This is a genomic window from Citrobacter sp. Cpo071 (assembly GCF_030332765.1).
GTDB lineage: Bacteria > Pseudomonadota > Gammaproteobacteria > Enterobacterales > Enterobacteriaceae > Citrobacter > Citrobacter portucalensis.
In genome coordinates this window covers 215,267-235,456 of sequence record NZ_JAOWHE010000087.1, presented here as the reverse complement: position 1 = coordinate 235,456, position 20,190 = coordinate 215,267, and the positions used below count along the sequence as shown (strand labels likewise).

At 54.1% G+C, this 20,190-nt stretch carries 16 protein-coding genes; 13 read left to right on the top strand and 3 right to left on the bottom strand.

The window, feature by feature from the left end; all coding sequences use genetic code 11:
- The first annotated feature begins 22 nt into the window (after positions 1-22).
- From OGY09_RS24000 to ybaK, 10 genes are all read left to right on the top strand, one after another.
- On the top strand, positions 23-2,167 hold the full coding sequence (locus OGY09_RS24000; protein WP_032942569.1) for a TonB-dependent receptor plug domain-containing protein: 2,145 nt from the start codon (positions 23-25) through the stop codon (positions 2,165-2,167).
- Positions 2,168-2,169: 2 nt separating this feature from the next.
- Complete coding sequence (locus OGY09_RS23995) at positions 2,170-2,994, top strand: heme/hemin ABC transporter substrate-binding protein (protein WP_032942568.1); 825 nt, start codon at positions 2,170-2,172, stop codon at positions 2,992-2,994.
- 18 nt (positions 2,995-3,012) lie between these two features.
- On the top strand, positions 3,013-4,350 hold the full coding sequence (hutW, locus tag OGY09_RS23990) for a heme anaerobic degradation radical SAM methyltransferase ChuW/HutW (RefSeq protein WP_032942565.1): 1,338 nt from the start codon (positions 3,013-3,015) through the stop codon (positions 4,348-4,350).
- Between the two features lie 12 nt (positions 4,351-4,362).
- Entirely contained in the window at positions 4,363-4,857 is a 495-nt protein-coding gene (hutX, locus tag OGY09_RS23985) for a heme utilization cystosolic carrier protein HutX (protein WP_032942563.1), read from the top strand.
- Positions 4,857-5,480, top strand: a complete 624-nt coding sequence (gene chuY, locus OGY09_RS23980) for an anaerobilin reductase (RefSeq protein WP_032942560.1) — start codon at positions 4,857-4,859, stop codon at positions 5,478-5,480. The genes hutX and chuY overlap by 1 nt, the downstream gene beginning before the upstream one ends.
- 51 nt (positions 5,481-5,531) lie before the next feature.
- Positions 5,532-6,524 carry a FecCD family ABC transporter permease gene (locus OGY09_RS23975; RefSeq protein ID WP_032942559.1) on the top strand — a complete coding sequence of 331 codons (993 nt, stop codon included), beginning with the start codon at positions 5,532-5,534 and terminating at the stop codon, positions 6,522-6,524.
- Positions 6,521-7,291 carry a heme ABC transporter ATP-binding protein gene (locus OGY09_RS23970; RefSeq protein ID WP_032942558.1) on the top strand — a complete coding sequence of 257 codons (771 nt, stop codon included), beginning with the start codon at positions 6,521-6,523 and terminating at the stop codon, positions 7,289-7,291. Before OGY09_RS23975 ends, OGY09_RS23970 begins: the two co-directional genes overlap by 4 nt.
- Before the next feature lie 147 nt (positions 7,292-7,438).
- A complete protein-coding gene (gene copA / locus OGY09_RS23965) occupies positions 7,439-9,940 on the top strand; it encodes a copper-exporting P-type ATPase CopA (RefSeq protein ID WP_032942557.1) in 2,502 nt (833 codons plus the stop codon).
- 153 nt (positions 9,941-10,093) lie between these two features.
- Entirely contained in the window at positions 10,094-10,888 is a 795-nt protein-coding gene (locus tag OGY09_RS23960) for a TraB/GumN family protein (RefSeq protein WP_003831057.1), read from the top strand.
- A gap of 201 nt (positions 10,889-11,089) precedes the next feature.
- Positions 11,090-11,569, top strand: a complete 480-nt coding sequence (gene ybaK, locus OGY09_RS23955) for a Cys-tRNA(Pro)/Cys-tRNA(Cys) deacylase YbaK (RefSeq protein WP_003831056.1) — start codon at positions 11,090-11,092, stop codon at positions 11,567-11,569.
- A 107-nt stretch (positions 11,570-11,676) separates the two neighbouring features.
- Here ybaK and ushA read toward each other — a convergent pair whose 3' ends face one another.
- Positions 11,677-13,329 (bottom strand): bifunctional UDP-sugar hydrolase/5'-nucleotidase UshA, encoded by a 1,653-nt coding sequence (gene ushA, locus OGY09_RS23950; protein ID WP_032942555.1) that lies wholly within the window; start codon positions 13,327-13,329, stop codon positions 11,677-11,679.
- A gap of 174 nt (positions 13,330-13,503) precedes the next feature.
- Here ushA and fsr point away from each other — a divergent pair, with 174 nt between their 5' ends.
- Both fsr and ybaL read left to right on the top strand, forming a co-directional pair.
- Entirely contained in the window at positions 13,504-14,724 is a 1,221-nt protein-coding gene (fsr, locus tag OGY09_RS23945; RefSeq protein ID WP_003021788.1) for a fosmidomycin MFS transporter, read from the top strand.
- A 225-nt stretch (positions 14,725-14,949) separates the two neighbouring features.
- Entirely contained in the window at positions 14,950-16,629 is a 1,680-nt protein-coding gene (gene ybaL / locus OGY09_RS23940; protein ID WP_003021783.1) for a YbaL family putative K(+) efflux transporter, read from the top strand.
- A gap of 45 nt (positions 16,630-16,674) precedes the next feature.
- Here the strand turns inward: ybaL and gsk are convergent, their stop codons facing one another.
- The gene (gsk, locus tag OGY09_RS23935; RefSeq protein WP_003021781.1) at positions 16,675-17,979 is read right to left on the bottom strand and encodes an inosine/guanosine kinase; all 1,305 of its coding nucleotides are present in this window, start codon (positions 17,977-17,979) and stop codon (positions 16,675-16,677) included.
- Positions 17,980-18,131: 152 nt separating this feature from the next.
- Between gsk and aes the strand changes: the two genes are divergently transcribed.
- A complete protein-coding gene (aes, locus tag OGY09_RS23930; RefSeq protein WP_003831053.1) occupies positions 18,132-19,091 on the top strand; it encodes an acetyl esterase in 960 nt (319 codons plus the stop codon).
- Here aes and hemH read toward each other — a convergent pair.
- The gene (hemH, locus tag OGY09_RS23925) at positions 19,088-20,050 is read right to left on the bottom strand and encodes a ferrochelatase (protein ID WP_003831052.1); all 963 of its coding nucleotides are present in this window, start codon (positions 20,048-20,050) and stop codon (positions 19,088-19,090) included. The two genes, aes and hemH, sit on opposite strands and share 4 nt — an antisense overlap.
- Positions 20,051-20,190 lie beyond the last annotated feature (140 nt).

Genomic DNA, 20,190 nt, shown 5'->3' with positions numbered 1-20,190 from the left:
TACATTTAATAAAGGTTCTCTTATGTTGCCACGGATTAACCAAAGGCCATTTATTCTTTCAGCCCTGACATTATGCATGTCCGGCGCTGCTTCTGCAGCTACCTCTACAACACACGCTTCAACGCCCGACGATGATACGGTGATCGTCACGGCTAACCGCTCTGAAAGTAGTCTCTGGGATAGCCCGGCAACTATTCAGGTTATCGATCGCCAGACGCTGCAAAACTCCACCAGCGTTTCTATTGCTGATGATTTACAAGATATTCCCGGCGTCGAAGTCACCGATAACGCCCTCGCTGGCCGGAAACAAATTCGTATCCGTGGCGAAGCCTCTTCGCGGGTGCTGATTTTGATCGACGGCCAAGTTGTCAGCTACCAGCGCGCCGGGCAAAACTACGGGGCCGGTTTGCTGATTGACGAATCCGCGCTGGAACGGATTGAAGTAGTAAAAGGCCCCTACTCTGTCCTTTACGGTTCGCAGGCGATTGGCGGTGTCGTAAACTTTATTACGAAAAAAGGCGGCGATAAGCCTCTCGGCGGCAGCGTTAAGGCCGTTTATAACTCCGCAACGGCAGGATGGGAAGAATCAGCAGCAGCCTGGGGCAGCATCGGAAACTTTGACTACCGCATCAATGGCAGCTATTCCGACCAGGGGGACCGCGATACGCCTGACGGGAGATTGCCCGACACCAATTTCCGTAATAACGGCCAGGGCGTGTGGCTTGGCTACAATTTCGATCGCCATAAAATCGGACTCTCCCTCGATCGTTACAAACTGTCTACTCAAACCTGGTTTGACGATCCAGAGGGCCAGTTCGACGACTTTAGCGTCAAAATACCTAAGCTGGAACGCGAGAAAATCGGTCTTTTCTACGACTACGCGGCTGGCGGGGATTACCTGAAGAAAATCCATGTTGACGCATACACCCAGACAATAGAGCGCAAATTTGAAAACCGGGTCAAAACGACTCAGGTAATCCCCAGCCCGGCGATTAAAGCGCTGACGATAAACAATCAAACCAATACCAACGACAAACAGTATACCCAGGGGGTAACGCTGCAGGGCAATTTCTCCCTTCCCGCGAACAACGAGCTGGTGATTGGCACTCAATATCAGCATGACAAAATCAAACAGGACACGGACGGCAGTACGCGCCAGACCGCAGCTACCGGCTTCTTCGATACGCAAACCCGCACCCTGTCATACAACGAAGCGGAGCAAAGCAACACCTCATTGTTCGCGCAAAACGACTGGCGCTTTGCCGATGACTGGACCTGGACCGTAGGCGCACGCCAGTACTGGCTGTCTTCGAAGCTCAATCGCAACGATACTCAAACCCTGCAAAGCAGCGGCAGCACCTGGCATTCCACCGGGGGAAATTCAGTACACGATGATGAACTGGTGACCTCAACCAGCCTACGCTATTCCGGTTTTAAAGATCTTGAACTCCGGGCAGCATATGCCCAGGGCTATGTTTTCCCCACGCTGACTCAGCTGTTTATGCAGACGTCCGCAGGCGGAAGCGTGACCTACGGCAACCCAAACCTGAAGGCGGAACACTCGAATAACTATGAGCTGGGCGCACGGTATAAAGGGAATATGTGGCTGATTGACGGCGCCATTTATTACTCCGAAGCCAAAGACTATATCGCCAGCCTGGCCTGTTCAGGCCAACCCGTTTGCAGCGGTAATACCACCTCTTCACGGGGCGGCTATTACTACTACGAAAACATCGATCGGGCCAAAACCTGGGGCATGGAACTCACCGCAGAATACAACGGCTGGGCGGTTTCACCTTACCTGAGCGGTAATCTCATTCGCCGTCAGTACGAAGGCAATACCCTAAAAACCAGGGATACCGGCGAACCCACGCTGACCGGGCGTGTCGGCCTGAAACATACCTGGTTGATGAATGTCGCTAACGTGACGTCCGATGCCTTTATCCGCGCGGCGTCCAGCGCTAAAGATAATACCGGCACCACGGAAATCAACTACCCAGGCTGGGCCACACTTAACCTCGCATTCAACACCGAGTTCGGTCCGCAGGACCAGTATCAGGTCAACCTCGCGCTCAACAACCTGACCGATAAGCGTTACAGAACCGCACATGAATCTATTCCAGATGCTGGTTTCAATGCCGCCGTTGGCTTTGCGTGGAATTTCTGACGATGAAAAAACTCATGATTGGCTTACTGAGCCTCGCCTGCGTTTTCAGTGCCCAGTCCGCCGACCGCCTGGTGGTGGCGGGCGGCTCGCTTAGTGAACTGGTATACGCCATGGGCGTCGGCAACCGGGTGGTTGGCGTTGATGAAACCACCTCGTATCCGCCCGAAACTGCCGCACTCCCGCATATCGGCTACTGGAAGCAGTTAAGCAGCGAGGGCATTTTGTCGCTCCATCCGGACAGCTTTATCACCTGGCAGGATGCAGGTCCCCAAATCGTGTTGGATCAGTTGCGGGCGCAAAAGGTTAACGTCGTGACGTTGCCGCGCGTACCGGCCACCGTCGAACAGATGTACGCCAACATTCGAGAACTGGCTACAACACTGCACATTCCTGACCAAGGTGAGGCGCTAGTCAATCGCCTGCAGCAACGTCTGGAGCGTATTAAGCACAGCGTGGCGGCGAAAAACGCGCCGGTCAAAGCCATGTTCATTCTCTCTGCTGGCGGCAGCGCACCTCAGATCGCCGGAAAAGGCAGCGTTGCCGATGCCATTATGACCCTCGCAGGCGCACAAAATGTCGCCACCCATGCGCAGTATAAAAGCTACAGCGCGGAGTCACTGATCGCCGCCAACCCGGAGGTGATCGTGGTGACGTCGCAAATGGTCGATGGCGGTCTGGCTCGCCTGAGCGCGATTGCCGGTATTACCCACACTGCGGCCTGGAAAAACCAGCGCATTGTGGCGGTAGACCAGGCGCTGATTCTGGGAATGGGACCACGCGTCGCCGATGCGGTTGAAGCCCTGCACCAGCAATTCTGGCCTCACTAACTGGATTTATTAAGAAGAATGAAAACTGAACATTCGCTGGATCTCACCGCGCATTTTGCGCTCGAGGGAAGTCAGCCATTTAAGGATCGCCGCGCCACGATGCCCTGGCGTGGGGCGATCCCGGTTGCCAAAGAGCTATTGTCACAGACCTGGCAGGAGGTCATCAACCAGCCAACCCCACCGCGTAAACGGCTGGTGTACTTGCATATTCCTTTTTGTGCAACACATTGTACTTTCTGCGGTTTTTATCAAAACCGATTTGAAGAAGACAACTGCGCCCTCTACACCAACGCGCTGTTGCGCGAAATAGAGATGGAAGCTGATAGCGCATTACATCAGTCGGCCCCCATTCACGCCGTCTATTTTGGCGGCGGTACGCCTTCTGCGCTGTCTGCACCGGACCTGGCCAGAATCATTACCGCGCTGCGTGACAAGCTACCGTTGGCGCCGGACTGCGAAATCACCATTGAGGGACGGGTGCTCAATTTTGACGATGCGCGAATTGATGCCTGCCTTGACGCTGGCGCCAATAGATTTTCAATCGGTATTCAGTCTTTTAACAGCCGAATCCGCAAGAAAATGGCGCGTACTTCGGACGGCCCGACCGCGACGGCCTTTATGCAGGGACTGGTAAAACGAGATCGTGCCGCCGTGGTGTGCGATCTGCTGTTTGGTCTGCCAGGACAAGACGCAAAACTGTGGGGCGAGGATCTGGCGATTGCCCGCGACATCGGCCTCGACGGCGTAGATCTTTATGCGCTGAATCTGATCCCTAATACACCGCTTGGCAAAGCGGTTGAAACCGGGCGCACAACCGTTCCCTCTCCCGCCGAACGCCGCGATCTCTATCTTCAGGGCTGCGATTTCATGGACAGCGCGGGCTGGCGCTGCATCAGCAACAGCCACTGGGCGCGTACCACACGGGAACGCAATCTGTACAACCTGCTGATTAAACAGGGTGCAGACTGTCTGGCATTCGGCTCTGGCGCAGGAGGGTCAGTCAATGGCTATTCCTGGATGGTCGAGCGCAACCTGAATACATGGCATGAATCTATCGCCGCCGGAAAAAAACCGCTAATGATGATGATGCGCACCGCCGAGCGTGGTTTCCAGTGGCGACACACTCTCCAGGCCGGTATTGAGACGGCCCGCATTCCGCTGGATGAGCTGACGCCTCATGCACAAAAACTGGCCCCGCTACTGACCCAATGGCATCACGCAGGACTGACGCGAGATGCCAGCACCTGTGTACGCCTGACCAATGAAGGGCGTTTTTGGGCGAGCAATATTTTGCAGTCTCTTGATGAACTGATTCAGGAACTTAACGCGCCGCGCATTGCGGTAGAGCAACCATAAAAGGAGTGAATAATGAGCCATGTCTCTTTACAGGATTTTTTGAAAACTGAGCCGGACGGTACGCTGGAAGCTATCGCAGCCCAGTACAACACTACATTGCTGGAGGTAGTGAAAAACCTCCCTTCCCCAACGCTGGTTTCCGGCAGTCAATTTGATACCGTCTGGGAAACCGTCTGCGAATGGGGCAAAGTCACCACCCTGGTCCATACTGCTGATGTCATTCTGGAATTCACCGGTGAATTACCTTCCGGATTCCACCGCCACGGTTACTTCAACCTGCGCGGCAAAAAAGGCATGACCGGTCATATCAAGGCAGAAAACTGCACGCATATTGCCCTGATTGAACGCAAATTTATGGGAATGGACACTGCGTCCATTCTCTTCTTCAACCAGGCGGGTAGCGCTATGTTCAAAATTTTCCTCGGTCGCGATGAGCATCGACAGCTGCTGGCCGAACAGGTCAGCGCCTTTCACACGTTGTCTTCATCTTTAAAGGAACATGCCTGATGGCTCCATGGCTTATTTTTGGTGCAGGTGGAAGCGGCGTCGGCGCGAAAACGCTGGAGCTCGCACTGGCGGAGCATCGTCCGTTGATTGCTGTCGTTCGCAATCCCCAGGTTGCTGCCGGGCTGCAGGAAAAAGGTGTGCAGGTCTTTATTGGCGACGCCTGCGACAGCCAGGTCACCGCCTGCGCCTGTCGTGCAGCGGGTCAGCATGCCACGGTGATCTCCTCCATGGGCGGTGCCCAGGATTATCTGGCGCACAGAACCGTCATTGATGAAGCAGAAAAAGCTGAGATCAAACGCATGATTCTGGTTACCTCTCTGGGCTGTGGCGACAGTTGGCCCTTTTTGTCCCCACGCGCCAGGGCCGCATTTGGCCAGGCCGTACGGGAAAAATCGTTGGCTGAAAGCTGGCTACAAACCAGTCTACTGGACTACGCCATTCTCCGCCCCGGCGGTTTGCTGAATGGTGAAGCCACAGGTCTGGCGCAACGCATACAGGCCGAGGAGTGTCATGGCTTTGTGATGCGCGCGGATGTTGCCAGGCACATTCACGAACTGGCCACGGCGCCGACACTCAATAACCAGATTTACAGTTTAGTTGAGCCGGGACTGAAACCCGCGTAAACCCCTCGCGGCGCGGAAACTTCGCGCCGCAAAGACGTTATGGAGCGTTGCGTGCTTAAGGACTCGCTTTCTTCCGTCAGCATTCTGACGGGCCTTTCTCTCTTGCTGGTCGCTCTGATGCTGTTCGGTGCCAGCCAGGGGGCGTTGAACATTAGCTTCAGCGCCCTGTTCAACGACGAATACCGAGATATCTGGTTGAACATCCGCCTGCCCCGCGTACTGCTGGCCGTTTTGGTCGGTGCTGCGCTGGCTACGGCAGGGGTCATTATGCAGGGACTTTTTCGCAATCCAATGGCCGATCCCGGCCTGCTTGGCGTCAGCAGCGGCTCCGCGCTGATGGTCGGCATCGCGATAGTTATCCCATTTTCATTCCCCGTAGTGCTGGTGTTGTATGAGCAGATGATTTTTGCCGTCGCGGGCAGCATGGTGGTCTGCACGATTATTTTCCTGATAAGTCAGCGTCATAACCACGGCGGAATGATGCAACTACTGTTAGCAGGTATCGCTATCAATGCTCTGTGCGGTTCGGCTATTGGTGTGCTGAGCTATGTGGGCGACGAACAGCAGCTACGTCAACTTACGCTGTGGATGATGGGGAATCTCGGCCAGGCCCAGTGGTCAACGCTGCTGGTTGCCAGCACGTTTGTTCTTCCAGCCATTGCAGTCACCGTCTGTATGGCGGGAACGCTTAATTTGCTGCAGTTGGGTGATGAAGAGGCGCATTACCTCGGCGTAAACGTCAAACGTAAGCGCCAGCAGTTACTGTTGCTCAGCTCGCTCCTGGTTGGCGCTGCCGTTTCCGTCAGCGGCGTGATTGGCTTTATTGGCCTGGTGATCCCGCATCTGATCAGAATGACTACCGGCGCCGATCATCGCTGGTTGATTCCTTGCTCTACGTTGGCCGGTGCCTGTTTACTTCTGATTGCCGACACGCTGGCCCGCACACTTGTTCAGCCTGCCGAAATGCCCGTTGGTCTGTTAACCAGCCTGATCGGTGGACCGTATTTCCTGTGGTTAATACTGCGTAGCCGGAGGATGTCATGATCGTCGCTGAAAATCTGGTCTACCACATTCAGGGCAGACGACTGACCGATGACGTTTCCCTGACGCTACCTGATGGAGAAATCATCGCGATTCTTGGCCCGAATGGGGCCGGAAAATCGACGCTGCTTCGCCAGCTTACGGGCTATCTGCAGCCCCATAGCGGACGTTGCAGCTTGTTTGGCAAGCCGCTGAACGAGTGGTCAATCACCGAGCTGGCAAAAACCCGTGCTGTGATGCGCCAGAACAGTCATATGGCCTTCCCGTTTAGCGTGCAGGAGGTCATCCGCATGGGCAGGCATCCGTATCGTACGCGCAACACGGGCGATGAAACGGAGCACATCATGACGTTGTGTGACTGCCAGGCGCTGGCCGCGCGCGATTACCGGCACCTGTCGGGAGGAGAACAACAGCGGGTACAGCTGGCGCGTCTGTTGGTTCAACTTTGGGAGCCCGAACCCAGGCCAAAATGGTTGTTTCTCGATGAACCCACCTCCGCCCTGGATATTCACCACCAACAGCATCTTTTTCGTCTGCTGCGTCGTCTGGTAGGTGAACGACAGTTCAGCGTCTGCTGCGTCCTGCACGATCTCAACCTTGCGGCGCGCTATGCTGACCGCGTTGTATTGATGGAACGCGGCAGGATAGTTGATAACGGTCGTCCGCAGGATGTTCTGCAGCAATCGTCACTAAATGCACTGTACGGCGCTGATCTCACGGTGATGAATGAACCGCAGCATCGAACGCCGCTTATCGTTCTCAATCAATAACAGACCGGGAACGTGCTGACCTGACGTTCCCGTTTTTCTTCCTTTACGCCCTTTTTGCACCTTTTCTAAAAACTCCCTTGACCTTCCCCTAGATGGAAGGTTTAACCTTTATCACAGTCAGTTAATCCTGCAATAAAGGAGTTGGTTATGTCTCAAACAATCGATCTAACCCTGGACGGCTTGTCCTGTGGTCACTGCGTAAAACGCGTTAAAGAAAGTCTGGAGCAACGCCCGGACGTTGAGCAAGCGGATGTCACTGTGACTGAAGCGCACATCACCGGGAGCGCCAGTGCTGAAGCGCTGATTGAAACCATCAAACAAGCCGGTTACGGCGCGGAGTTAAGCCACCCAAAGGCTAAACCGCTGACGGAGTCATCAATCCCGTCGGAAGCACTGGCAGCGGTCCCTTCCGAGCTTCCGGCAGCTACGGCTGATGATGACAGCCAACAGTTGCTGTTAAACGGCATGAGCTGCGCCAGCTGTGTTATCCGCGTACAAGATGCTCTGCAAAGCGTACCGGGTGTCACGCAGGCACGGGTAAACCTGGCGGAACGTACTGCGCTGGTAATGGGCAGTGCGTCCGCCGACCAGTTAGTGAAAGCGGTGGAAAAAGCGGGCTACGGTGCAGAAGCCATTGAAGATGATGTTAAGCGCCGCGAGCGTCAGCAAGAAACCGCCGTAGCAACCATGAAACGTTTTCGCTGGCAGGCGGCCGTCGCGCTGCTGCTGGGTATCCCTGTCATGGTATGGGGAATGATTGGCGAAAACATGATGGTCACTGCCGACAACCGCAGCCTGTGGCTGACGATTGGTCTGGCAACGCTTGCCGTGATGGTTTTCGCGGGCGGTCACTTTTACCGCAATGCGTGGAAAAGCCTGATGAACGGCACCGCGACTATGGATACGCTGGTGGCGCTGGGTACGGGGGTGGCATGGCTTTATTCCATGAGCGTCAACCTCTGGCCGCAATGGTTCCCGATGGAAGCGCGACACCTCTATTATGAAGCCAGTGCGATGATTATCGGTCTGATTAACCTCGGGCACATGCTGGAAGCGCGGGCTCGCCAGCGTTCGTCCAAAGCACTGGAAAAATTACTCGATCTGACACCGCCGACCGCGCGTGTTGTTACCGACGAAGGCGAAAAGAACGTGCCGCTGGCAGACGTTCAGGCGGGAATGTTGCTGCGCCTGACCACCGGTGACCGCGTTCCGGTAGATGGCGAAATCACTCAGGGTGAGGCCTGGCTGGATGAAGCCATGCTGACCGGAGAGCCTATTCCGCAACAAAAAGGCGAAGGCGATAGCGTCCACGCCGGTACTGTCGTACAGGATGGCAGCGTGCTGTTCCGCGCCAGTGCCGTTGGCAGCCACACCACGCTGTCACGCATTATTCGTATGGTGCGCCAGGCGCAAAGCAGTAAACCGGAGATTGGTAAACTAGCCGACCGTATCTCCTCAGTGTTCGTTCCGGTCGTCGTCGTCATTGCGCTGGTGAGTGCGGCAATCTGGTATTTCTTCGGGCCGGCACCACAAATTGTTTATACGCTGGTGATTGCCACTACCGTACTGATTATTGCCTGCCCTTGTGCGCTGGGCCTGGCTACACCAATGTCGATTATTTCCGGTGTGGGTCGTGCTGCTGAGTTTGGGGTTCTGGTTCGTGATGCCGATGCGCTGCAGCGCGCCAGTACGCTTGATACCGTCGTATTTGATAAAACCGGGACATTGACTGAAGGTAAACCGCAGGTTGTCGCCATCAAAACGTTTGGCAACACCGATGAAGCACTGGCAATTCGTCTGGCTGCGGCCCTTGAACAGGGTTCCAGTCACCCGCTGGCCAGGGCGATTCTGGACAAAGCCGGTGATGTTACGCTGCCACAGGTCAATGGTTTCCGTACGCTGCGCGGTTTAGGCGTAAGCGGTGAAACGGAAGGTCATACGCTGCTGCTGGGCAACCAGGCGCTGCTCAATGAGCAACAGGTAGATACCACTGAAATGGAAGCTGAAATCACCGCTCAGGCATCCCAGGGTTCAACCCCGGTCCTGTTGGCGATTGATGGTAAAGCGGCTGCTCTGTTAGCGGTGCGTGATCCGCTGCGTAGCGACAGCGTGGCAGCACTTCAGCGCCTGCACCGCAACGGGTATCGTCTGGTGATGCTTACCGGTGACAACCCGACCACGGCTAACGCTATTGCCAAAGAAGCCGGTATTGATGAGGTGATTGCCGGTGTTCTGCCGGACGGTAAAGCCGAGGCGATTAAACGTCTGCAAAGCCAGGGGCGTCAGGTTGCCATGGTGGGTGACGGTATCAACGATGCACCTGCGCTGGCTCAGGCCGATGTAGGAATTGCCATGGGTGGCGGCAGCGATGTGGCGATTGAAACCGCCGCGATTACGCTGATGCGCCATAGCCTGATGGGCGTTGCGGATGCACTGTCTATCTCCCGGGCAACGTTGCGTAATATGAAGCAGAACCTGGTCGGCGCGTTTATTTATAACAGCATCGGTATTCCCGTTGCCGCGGGGATCCTGTGGCCGTTCACCGGAACACTGCTGAATCCAGTCGTTGCCGGGGCGGCGATGGCGCTCTCCTCCATTACTGTGGTGAGCAACGCTAACCGACTGCTGCGCTTCAAACCGAAAGAGTAACCCTCTACCGCATGGCGCTCACGCTTATCCGGCCTACAAAGTGCAGGTAACATTGTAGGCTGGATAAGACGATTTCGCGTCGCCATCCGGCGATTCTCGCATTGCGCCTTCCTGGACCACGCGCTAGCATGAAAGTCTACTTAGGGAGGTCGTATGGATCTGTTATACCGGGTAAAAACATTTTTCACCGCGCTACGCGGCAACCACTATACCTGGCCTGCCATCGACATTTCATTGCCCGGCAACCGCCATTTTCATCTGATTGGCAGTATTCACATGGGCAGTCGCGATATGGCACCTCTGCCTGCCAAATTACTCAAAAAACTCAACCATGCCGACGCGCTGATTGTCGAAGCGGATGTTTCCGGTGACGACGCGCCGTTTGCTAACCTTCCTACATTTGCCGCACTCGAAGAACGTATCAGCCCGGAGCAGTTAGAAAACCTGCGTAAAGTCACCAACGAACTGGGTATTTCCCCATCGCTGTTATCTACTCAGCCGTTGTGGCAAATCGCCATGGTATTACAGGCGACACAGGCACAGCAGTTGGGTCTACGGGCAGAATACGGGATTGATTACCAATTGCTGAAAGCGGCAAAACAAGCGCATAAACCCGTTATCGAGTTGGAAGGCGCATCCAGTCAAATAGAGCTGTTATGTCAGTTGCCTGATAACGGACTGGCTCTGTTGGACGATACTCTGACGCACTGGCATACCAATGCCAGATTGTTGCAACAAATGATGGGCTGGTGGCTTAAAACACCGCCACGCAATAGCGAACTGACGCTTCCCAATACCTTTAGCCAGTCGTTGTATGACGTATTGATGCATCAACGCAACACAGCCTGGCGCGATCGGCTCAGGGCGATGCCTGCTGGTCATTACGTCGTGGCCGTTGGCGCGTTGCATCTGTACGGAGAGGGAAATTTGCCGGAGATGTTACGGTAAAAAAAATGGCCAATATTTCTATTGGCCCGTCAAAGAGGAATTTCATCATTATTATGATCCCAATGCTTAAAGCATCGGTGTAGTTCGATTGTCGCTCAAAGTCATCATCCTGCCAATACTATTGCGCAAGATGGTACTATTTTTTAGACAGACATCAGGCGTATGCTTGAGTCGTATTTTGTCTGGTCCAGGAAAATTGCTATGACACCCGCCGTTAAATTACTCGAAAAAAACAAAATTTCTTTCCAGATCCACACCTACGATCACGATCCGTCCGAGACGAACTTTGGTGATGAAGTGGTACGCAAGTTAGGTCTGAATGCGGACCAGGTATACAAAACGCTGCTGGTTGCCGTGAATGGCGATATGAAGCATCTGGCAGTTGCGGTCACGCCTGTAGCCGGTCAACTGGATCTCAAAAAGGTCGCTAAGGCTCTGGGGGCTAAAAAGGTCGATATGGCCGATCCAATGGTTGCGCAACGAACCACCGGTTATCTGGTGGGGGGGATCAGCCCATTAGGACAGAAAAAGAGATTGCCAACGCTCATTGATGCCCCTGCCCAGACGTTTGACACCATTTATGTTTCCGGCGGCAAACGCGGGCTGGATATCGAACTGGCAGCGGGCGACCTGGCGAAAATTCTGGATGCGAAATTCGCCGACATCGCACGCCGTGATTAAGCGGTTATAGAATGATTGCCTGATGGCGCGCAGCTTTAAGGCCTACAAATCGCACTGACCTGTAGGCCGGATAAGGTGCCCGCACCGCCATCCGGCACTCCGCCCTGTTACTGCCAGGTAACTTCATCCCTCGGCTCATACACACTGGCATCCAGCGGTGAGTTCTTCTGCACGAACTCTTTCAGCACTTCCGCATCAATAAACCCGGTATTCACATAGCCTGGTTTGTTATCAATTCGCGGATAGCCATCGCCGCCGGTTGCATTGAAGCTTAGCGTTGCCATACGATAGTTTTTGGCTGGGTCAACGGGTTCGCCTTTGATTTTCAAATCGTTAAGCTTGCCGTCTTTCGCCACAAAGCTGACGTTGGCAAACTGCGGATAGGCCCCGGAGTCCGGCTTCATTTGCGCCACGGCGGTCAGATAGTCAATCACCTCTTTCCCGCTCATGTCGGCATACACCACGATGTTTCCGAACGGCTGTACTTTCAGTACGCTCTTATAGGTGATATCACCGCCTTCGATGGAATCACGGATGCCACCGCCGCTCATCACGCCAAAATCAGCGCTGGTTCGCGCCATTTGCGCAGCCAGCAGCAAATGTCCCATGTTGGTCTGCACAAAACGGACTTTGCTTCGGTCGCCTTCGAGGCGCGCATTGACGCTACCAATTTTCACGTCGAGCTGCGCTTTACCTTTATTCTGGAACGGCGTCAGCAGCGAAAGCATTTGCTGATTTTCAGCTATTTCCGGGGTATAGAGTACGCGCTCACTTTTACCGTTGTCCCAGGTCACTTTTTTCTTCAGGTTGACGGGAATGAGCTGGTAGTTGACCATTTTCATTTCGCCGTTACGGAACTCAAAGTCCGCCCGGCCCACATATTTCCCCCACTCGTGCGCCTGCACAATCCAGATCCCATTTTGCTTGTCTGGCGCACACGGCGTACCCGGTACGTAATCAACCTGCTTCTTGTTCTCTGAAGCCATACACACCGGATCCTGCGAGTGACCACCGACAATCATCGCCAGCGATCCCGCCGGCAGGCTACGCGCCATTTCGACATCGCCAGGGGCGTTCGAACCGTGGTTGCCGTTGTCATAATGTCCCATATGGGTGGTCGCGATAATGATGTCTGGCTTTTCACCCATATTCAGTTCCTGGATAACCAGTTTGGCTTCATCAGCAGGTTTACGGAACTCAATATCGGTAAAGAACTCGGGGTTGCCTATTTTTGCCGTATCGTCGGTGGTTAAACCGAGTACGGCAATTTTTAAATCCTGGCGCTTAAAGATGGCCCACGGCTTAAACAAACGCTCGCCAGTGCTTTTCTGATAGATATTGGCCGAGAGAAACGGGAATTTGGACCATTTTTCCTGCTGGCGCAGTACGGTCATGGGATTATCAAACTCGTGGTTTCCGACCGCCATTGCGTCATAGCCAATCAGGTTCATCCCACGAAAATCAGGTTCCGCATCCTGCAGATCGGACTCCGGTACGCCGGTATTAATGTCGCCACCGGAAAGCAGCAGTACGCTTCCCCCTTCCTCTGCCACCTCTTTACGAATACTGTCCACCAGCGTTTTTTGCGCCGCCAGTCCGTATTCTCCGTATTCGCTGCGCCAGAAGTGACCGTGATGATCGTTGGTATGCAGAATGGTAATTTTGTAGGTTTTATCTTTTTCGTACGCTTGCGCTGGCTGACCTGCCAGCGTAAATGCGGCTAATAACGCCAGCGCCACGCCCCGTTTTAAAAACTTCATATTTCTCTCCCTGAGCCAAAATCAACGACTGAAATTACAATGATATGAAATAATAGTCGAAAATGTTTTCAGAAATGAGACTTCCTTCAAACACCTTCCGCAGGTATGTTAGTCAGGTAATAATAACAAAATAGATTACCCTCATAATCGCAACCCAAACAGAAGTGACTTTCTATGGCAATAAGTGAACCAACCCAGCCTGTGGCTGGCGCATCAGCGTCGGTTGCTAAAGCACGCACCTCATTTGGCATTTTAGGAGCGATCAGCCTCTCCCATCTGCTAAACGATATGATTCAGTCGCTGATCCTGGCGATTTATCCGCTATTGCAGTCAGAGTTCTCGCTAACGTTCATGCAGATCGGGATGATCACCCTAACCTTCCAGCTTGCTTCCTCGCTGCTGCAACCGGTGGTGGGTTACTGGACGGACAAATACCCGATGCCGTGGTCGCTGCCCATTGGGATGTGCTTCACGCTGAGTGGGCTTGTTTTGCTGGCCATGGCCGGTAGTTTCCATATGGTGCTGCTCGCCGCGGCGCTGGTTGGCACCGGCTCTTCGGTATTTCATCCGGAATCGTCCCGCGTGGCGCGCATGGCCTCCGGCGGTCGTCACGGCCTGGCGCAGTCAATTTTCCAGGTTGGCGGCAACTTCGGCAGCTCTCTGGGCCCCTTGCTGGCAGCTGTCATCATCGCGCCATATGGTAAGGGTAATGTGGCCTGGTTTGTTCTGGCTGCGTTATTAGCGATTGTCGTCCTGGCACAAATCAGCCGTTGGTATGCCGCGCAGCATCGGATGAGTAAAGGAAAACCGAAAGTTGCCATCGTAAATCCGTTACCGCGCAATAAAGTGGTGCTGGCGGTAAGCATCCTGCTGGTGCTGATTTTCTCCAAATACTTCTATATGGCGAGCATCAGCAGCTATTACACATTTTATCTGATGCAAAAATTCGGATTATCGGTACAAAACGCCCAGTTTCACCTGTTTGCCTTCCTGTTTGCCGTCGCGGCCGGGACGGTGATTGGCGGACCATTAGGCGATAAAATTGGCAGAAAATATGTTATTTGGGGGTCTATCCTCGGCGTTGCGCCATTTACCCTCGTTTTACCCTACGCAACGCTGGAATGGACCGGGATTTTAACCGTGATCATTGGTTTTATCCTCGCATCGGCGTTTTCTGCTATTTTGGTGTACGCGCAGGAGCTGCTTCCTGGGCGTATCGGCATGGTTTCTGGGCTATTTTTCGGTTTTGCCTTCGGTATGGGCGGCCTGGGAGCCGCGGTGCTAGGGCTGATAGCCGACCATACCAGCATCGATTTGGTCTACAAAATATGTGCTTTCCTGCCACTTCTGGGGATACTGACCATATTCTTACCTGATAACCGACACAAAGCCTGATTTTCTGACGGCCAAAAGTAAATTTTGGCCGTCATTACTTGCAGTAGCCATCAGCCTTTACCTCTCACATATCACCGTACTTTTCCGATCCGTGCTTTTTTACGCTTAAAATCCCGTTTTCTTCAAAATTCAATAATTATTCATAAACATAAACATTAAAATTGTCATAAACTATTACTCGTAGTTTGGGTTTTCAGGATCATCACAGCAACCAAAGGAGACGGAATGCATCACGCCACCCCGCTTATCACCACCATTGTCGGCGGCCTTGTGCTCGCTTTTATATTAGGCATGATTGCCAATAAACTGCGTATTTCTCCTCTGGTGGGATATCTGTTAGCGGGCGTTCTGGCCGGTCCATTTACACCTGGTTTTGTTGCTGATACTAAGCTCGCGCCTGAGCTGGCCGAGCTTGGCGTTATTCTGCTGATGTTCGGCGTGGGGCTGCACTTTTCGTTGAAGGATTTGATGGCGGTAAAGTCTATCGCCATTCCCGGCGCGATTGCCCAGATAGCAGTGGCAACGCTGCTGGGTATGGCGCTTTCAGCCGTATTAGGCTGGTCGCTGATGGTGGGGATCGTGTTTGGTCTGTGTCTTTCAACCGCCAGTACCGTGGTGCTATTGCGTGCACTTGAAGAACGACAGCTCATTGACAGCCAGCGCGGGCAAATTGCCATTGGCTGGCTGATTGTCGAAGATCTGATGATGGTGCTGACGCTGGTTCTCCTGCCAGCCGTCGCCGGGATGCTGGAAAAAGAAGACGTCGGTTTCGCCTCGCTGGCCGTCGATATGGGCATTACCATCGGCAAGGTGGTGGCGTTTATCGCGATTATGATGCTGGTGGGTCGTCGTCTGGTACCGTGGATTATGGCCCGCAGCGCCGCAACCGGTTCACGCGAACTGTTTACCCTCTCAGTCCTCGCCCTCGCCTTAGGTATCGCCTTTGGCGCAGTAGAGCTGTTCGATGTCTCCTTTGCGCTGGGCGCGTTCTTCGCCGGTATGGTGCTGAATGAATCTGAACTAAGCCACCGTGCGGCGCATGATACTCTGCCGCTGCGCGATGCGTTCGCCGTGCTGTTCTTCGTTTCCGTCGGGATGCTGTTCGATCCGTTAGTTCTGATCCAGCAGCCGTTGGCGGTACTGGGCACGCTGGCGATTATCATCTTTGGTAAATCCCTTGCCGCCTATTTCCTGGTGCGCCTGTTTGGTCACTCCCAACGCACGGCGCTCACCATTGCCACCAGCCTCGCGCAGATTGGTGAATTTGCCTTTATCCTGGCGGGTCTGGGAATGGCGTTGAACCTGCTGCCACAGGCCGGACAGAATCTGGTGCTGGCGGGGGCAATCCTGTCCATCATGCTCAACCCGGTGCTGTTTGCGGTGTTAGAAAAATACCTCGCCAAAACAGAAACGCTGGAGGAGCAGACACTGGAAGAGGCTATCGAAGAAGAGAAGCAAATTCCGGTGGATATCTGCAATCATGCCTTGCTGGTTGGCTTTGGTCGCGTCGGCAGCCTGCTGGGTGAGAAATTGATGGCTGCGGGGATCCCGCTGGTGGTGATCGAAACCTCACGTACCCGGGTGGATGAACTGCGCGAGCGTGGGATCCGCGCGGTACTGGGAAATGCCGCCAACGAAGAGATTATGAATCTGGCGCATCTGGATTGCGCGCGCTGGCTGCTGCTGACCATTCCCAATGGTTATGAAGCGGGTGAAATTGTCGCTTCTGCACGTGAGAAATGCCCGTCGATTGAGATTATCGCCCGCGCGCATTATGACGATGAGGTGGAATATATTACCGAACGCGGCGCCAACCAGGTCGTCATGGGTGAGCGTGAAATCGCCCGCACCATGCTGGAGCTGATTGAAACGCCGCCTGCAGGTGAAGTTGCTACGGCCAGTTAATGTCCGTGCCGGATAGCGTTATCGCTTATCCGGCCTATGCAAGATTTAACGGTCCCAGTACGACTCTTCGAGACTGTCTTCACGTTCCGGCAAACCGCGCGTCAGGCGCGGTGAATGCTGGTTCAGTACCTGATAACTCACGCGATTAGCATACTTACACACCTGGGCTAACGACGAATAGGTCAGCCAGGTGAACTTGTGCTTGCTGGAGTTAGGCACGTTGCTGCGGTGATAGCTGTTGGCGGTAATATCATGCAGCAATGCCGCCAGCGCGCCGTCACCTGCGCCGTTGGTGTTCATTATCTTTTCAGGTCCGCCCATATACGGTGCGATGTGCGAATACACGCGCAGCGGATTGGTACAGTCTTTATGGCGCATGGCGCGGCTGAATTCGTACTGGTTAAATTCGGCAATAGCACCAGGGAGCAGAGGATGCTGGGTTTTACGTTTCACTTCTTCTTCCGTAAAGCCTGCCATATACAGACCCGCCGGACCCGCCGTGCACAGCACCAGATCCACCCAATCCAGCGCCTTATCAGACGCCAGCAGCGGGTCGTTCTCGCCGGTCAGCGCTTCAGCCTCTTCTTCATTCATCGCCAGAATAGAGACATGCTCTTTCAGGAATGCCTGCCACCACTGCGGGTTATCGGCAATGACGAATTTGGTGCCCAGGGTCAGAACCACCGGCACATTGTGCTTTTTGGCGTATTCAATCGCCTTCATGGTTGCTTCCGGCATCGGCTCACCCGGTTCGCAGCGCACCAGATAGGACGTCAGCACCAGCGCGGACGCTCCGGCAATCACCGATTCAGGGATGCTATCCGCTCGTAGCTTATTCATATGCCCAGGGCTGATTGCGAAGGTACGCTCACCTGACTCGCCAATCAGCGTAAAGCAGCGGCCAATCGGTCCGTTAACGCCTTGCAGGTAATTCAGGTCGGTACGGCTGGAGGTATTGCATAAATAGCGGTAAGCATAGCTGCCAATCTCGATATTGCTGCACATCACGCCCAGCAGCACCGAGCGGTCATCCGCCAGCACAGAGTAGTTGTGCATCGTGTTACCGATAGTACCGCCCGCGAACTGATGGGTGATCAAATTTTCACGCACCAGTTCCTGGTAGAGCGCTTCTGCGACATCATCGGCAATCACCAGAGAATGCCCGGCGCTTAATCCATAACGTTTTACAAAGTCATCATCCACTTTGGCTTCAATATCCACCAGCGTCTGGTCGATACCTACCACCCAGGCTGCGCTGGTTTCATTTTCTGGCTGAATTTGTTGCAGCAACGGATCGCGCGCGCTGACGGGAAAATAGTGTTTGGATTTGCGTTTACCGGGAAATTTCATGGTCGATTTTACGGGTGGTTAACTGAGCGATGCATGGTAGCACATTCCCTGCCACGCATGCGATGCGGCGCTAAGTTTCAATATCAGACGGTGAGATCGCAGTTTATACGGGATTAATTTCTACAATAACTCACCTTCACAAGGAGCGTTTTATGAAGCCGGAAAACAAGATCCCCGTACTCGACAGAATTTCGGATGAAATGAAAAGCGTGGTGAATTTTCATCGCGACGATCTGCCGCCGTGGCCCGCTGCAGATGACTTCGTGGCCCAGCGCCAACACTACATTCATGAACGGCAGTTGTGGAATGCCGATGCCCCAGAGATGAATACCCGCGAATGCGTTATTTCTACCGCATGCGGCCCCGTGGCCACACGTATTTACTCACCGCAGCCCCATAGTCTGGCAACGTTGTATTATCTGCACGGCGGCGGTTTTATTCTCGGTAATCTGGATACCCACGACCGTATTATGCGCTTGCTGGCGCGCTATACGCAGTGCACGGTAATTGGTATCGATTATTCGCTTGCGCCAGAAGCCCGTTTCCCGCAAGCCATCGAAGAGATTGCCGCCGTCTGCCAGTATTTTCATCAGCACGCTGGCGACTATTCTCTTAATGTGAATCATATCGGTTTTGCGGGCGATTCCGCCGGAGCCATGCTGGCGCTTGCCAGTGCGCTGTGGCTGCGGGATAAACGCATTGTCTGCGGCAAGGTGGCTGGGGTGCTGTTGTGGTATGGACTTTACGGCCTGCAGGATTCACTGAGTCGACGGCTGATGGGCGGAGCGTGGGATGGGTTAACCCGCGAGGACTTGCAGATGTACGAAAACGCGTACCTGCGTAGCGCTGACGATCGCGAGTCACCGTATTATTGCCTGTTTAATAACGATCTGACGCGTGACGTGCCACCGTGTTTTATCGCTGGCGCTGAGTTTGATCCGCTGATTGACGATAGCCGCTTACTATTCCAGACGTTGCAGGCGCATCAGCAGCCCTGCCAGTACAAAATGTACCCCGGTACGCTGCACGCCTTCCTGCACTATTCGCGAATGATGAAAACCGCCGACGATGCATTACGGGAAGGCGCTCGTTACTTCAGAGCCCAGCTTTAACGGTAAGCGTCGGTCAGTTTAACCATCATTTCGATATGTTCCGGTGCGGCATTAAGCGCCGGAATATACTCATATTGCTTACCGCCAGCTTCGAGGAAAATCTCCCGGTTTTGTACCGCTATCTCTTCCAGCGTTTCGAGGCAATCTGCCGAGAAGCCCGGACACATAACCTGGATATGTTGTGTCCCTTTCTCCGCCAGCATTTTTAACGTTTCGTCGGTATACGGCGTCAGCCACGGTTCGCGACCAAAGCGAGACTGGAAGGTCATCATTACTTTTTCTGGCGGCAGGCCAAGCGCTGAAACCAGCTCTCGGGTGGTATCGCGACAGCGCTGCGGGTAGTCATCGCCTTCATCGGCGTAACGCTGCGGAATGCCGTGGTAGGAGAGCAGCAGCAAATCAGGTTCACCGTGTTGAGCAAATGAATCCCGGGCACTCTTCGCCAGCGCATCGATGTAGCTGCTGTCATCGGCGTAATCACGAATAAATGAAACGCCAGGAATACCGCGTTTACGCGCTAAGATACGCGCCAGTTCGTCCCAGACGGCCGCTACCGTCGAACAGGAATATTGCGGGTACAGCGGTAACACCACCATGTGTTCAACCCCGCTTGCCAACAGTTCATCGACCGCGCTTTCAAGCGACGGCGAACCGTAGCTCATTCCCAGCGCGACAGGGGTATTTGGTAGGCGTTCTGCCAGCGCCCGCTGTTGTGCCTTGCTATAAACCATCAGCGGAGAACCGTCTTCCATCCAGATTGACTGGTACAGCTTGGCTACGCGTGGCGCACGCAACGGTAAAATCACCCCGCGCAGCAGCGGCCACCACAGTGCAGGTGACGTATCAACTACGCGTGGATCGCTTAAAAACTGGCGCAGGTAGCGCTTAACGGCTTCGGGGGTTGGGGCATCGGGAGTGCCGAGGTTTGCCAGCAGGATACCGGTTTTCGTCTGACGCATTACCGCCTCTTATCGATTCAAATTGTTGATAATTGTAGCGGAAAAGCGATAAAGAAGAACTAATTGCTGTGAGAGGTAAGACGAGAATTTGCCTGATGGCGCTACGCTTATCAGGCCTACGCGATAATGGCAGGCCTGAT

Coding starts and splice junctions, on each gene's coding strand:
- ybaK (WP_003831056.1), top strand. CDS start 11,090: ATGACACCCGCCGTTAAATTACTCGAAAAAAACAAAATTTCTTTCCAG.
- gsk (WP_003021781.1), bottom strand. CDS start 17,979: ATGAAATTTCCCGGTAAACGCAAATCCAAACACTATTTTCCCGTCAGC.
- OGY09_RS23995 (WP_032942568.1), top strand. CDS start 2,170: ATGAAAAAACTCATGATTGGCTTACTGAGCCTCGCCTGCGTTTTCAGT.
- ybaL (WP_003021783.1), top strand. CDS start 14,950: ATGCATCACGCCACCCCGCTTATCACCACCATTGTCGGCGGCCTTGTG.
- hutW (WP_032942565.1), top strand. CDS start 3,013: ATGAAAACTGAACATTCGCTGGATCTCACCGCGCATTTTGCGCTCGAG.
- hemH (WP_003831052.1), bottom strand. CDS start 20,050: ATGCGTCAGACGAAAACCGGTATCCTGCTGGCAAACCTCGGCACTCCC.
- chuY (WP_032942560.1), top strand. CDS start 4,857: ATGGCTCCATGGCTTATTTTTGGTGCAGGTGGAAGCGGCGTCGGCGCG.
- OGY09_RS24000 (WP_032942569.1), top strand. CDS start 23: ATGTTGCCACGGATTAACCAAAGGCCATTTATTCTTTCAGCCCTGACA.
- copA (WP_032942557.1), top strand. CDS start 7,439: ATGTCTCAAACAATCGATCTAACCCTGGACGGCTTGTCCTGTGGTCAC.
- fsr (WP_003021788.1), top strand. CDS start 13,504: ATGGCAATAAGTGAACCAACCCAGCCTGTGGCTGGCGCATCAGCGTCG.
- OGY09_RS23960 (WP_003831057.1), top strand. CDS start 10,094: ATGGATCTGTTATACCGGGTAAAAACATTTTTCACCGCGCTACGCGGC.
- ushA (WP_032942555.1), bottom strand. CDS start 13,329: ATGAAGTTTTTAAAACGGGGCGTGGCGCTGGCGTTATTAGCCGCATTT.
- OGY09_RS23970 (WP_032942558.1), top strand. CDS start 6,521: ATGATCGTCGCTGAAAATCTGGTCTACCACATTCAGGGCAGACGACTG.
- aes (WP_003831053.1), top strand. CDS start 18,132: ATGAAGCCGGAAAACAAGATCCCCGTACTCGACAGAATTTCGGATGAA.
- hutX (WP_032942563.1), top strand. CDS start 4,363: ATGAGCCATGTCTCTTTACAGGATTTTTTGAAAACTGAGCCGGACGGT.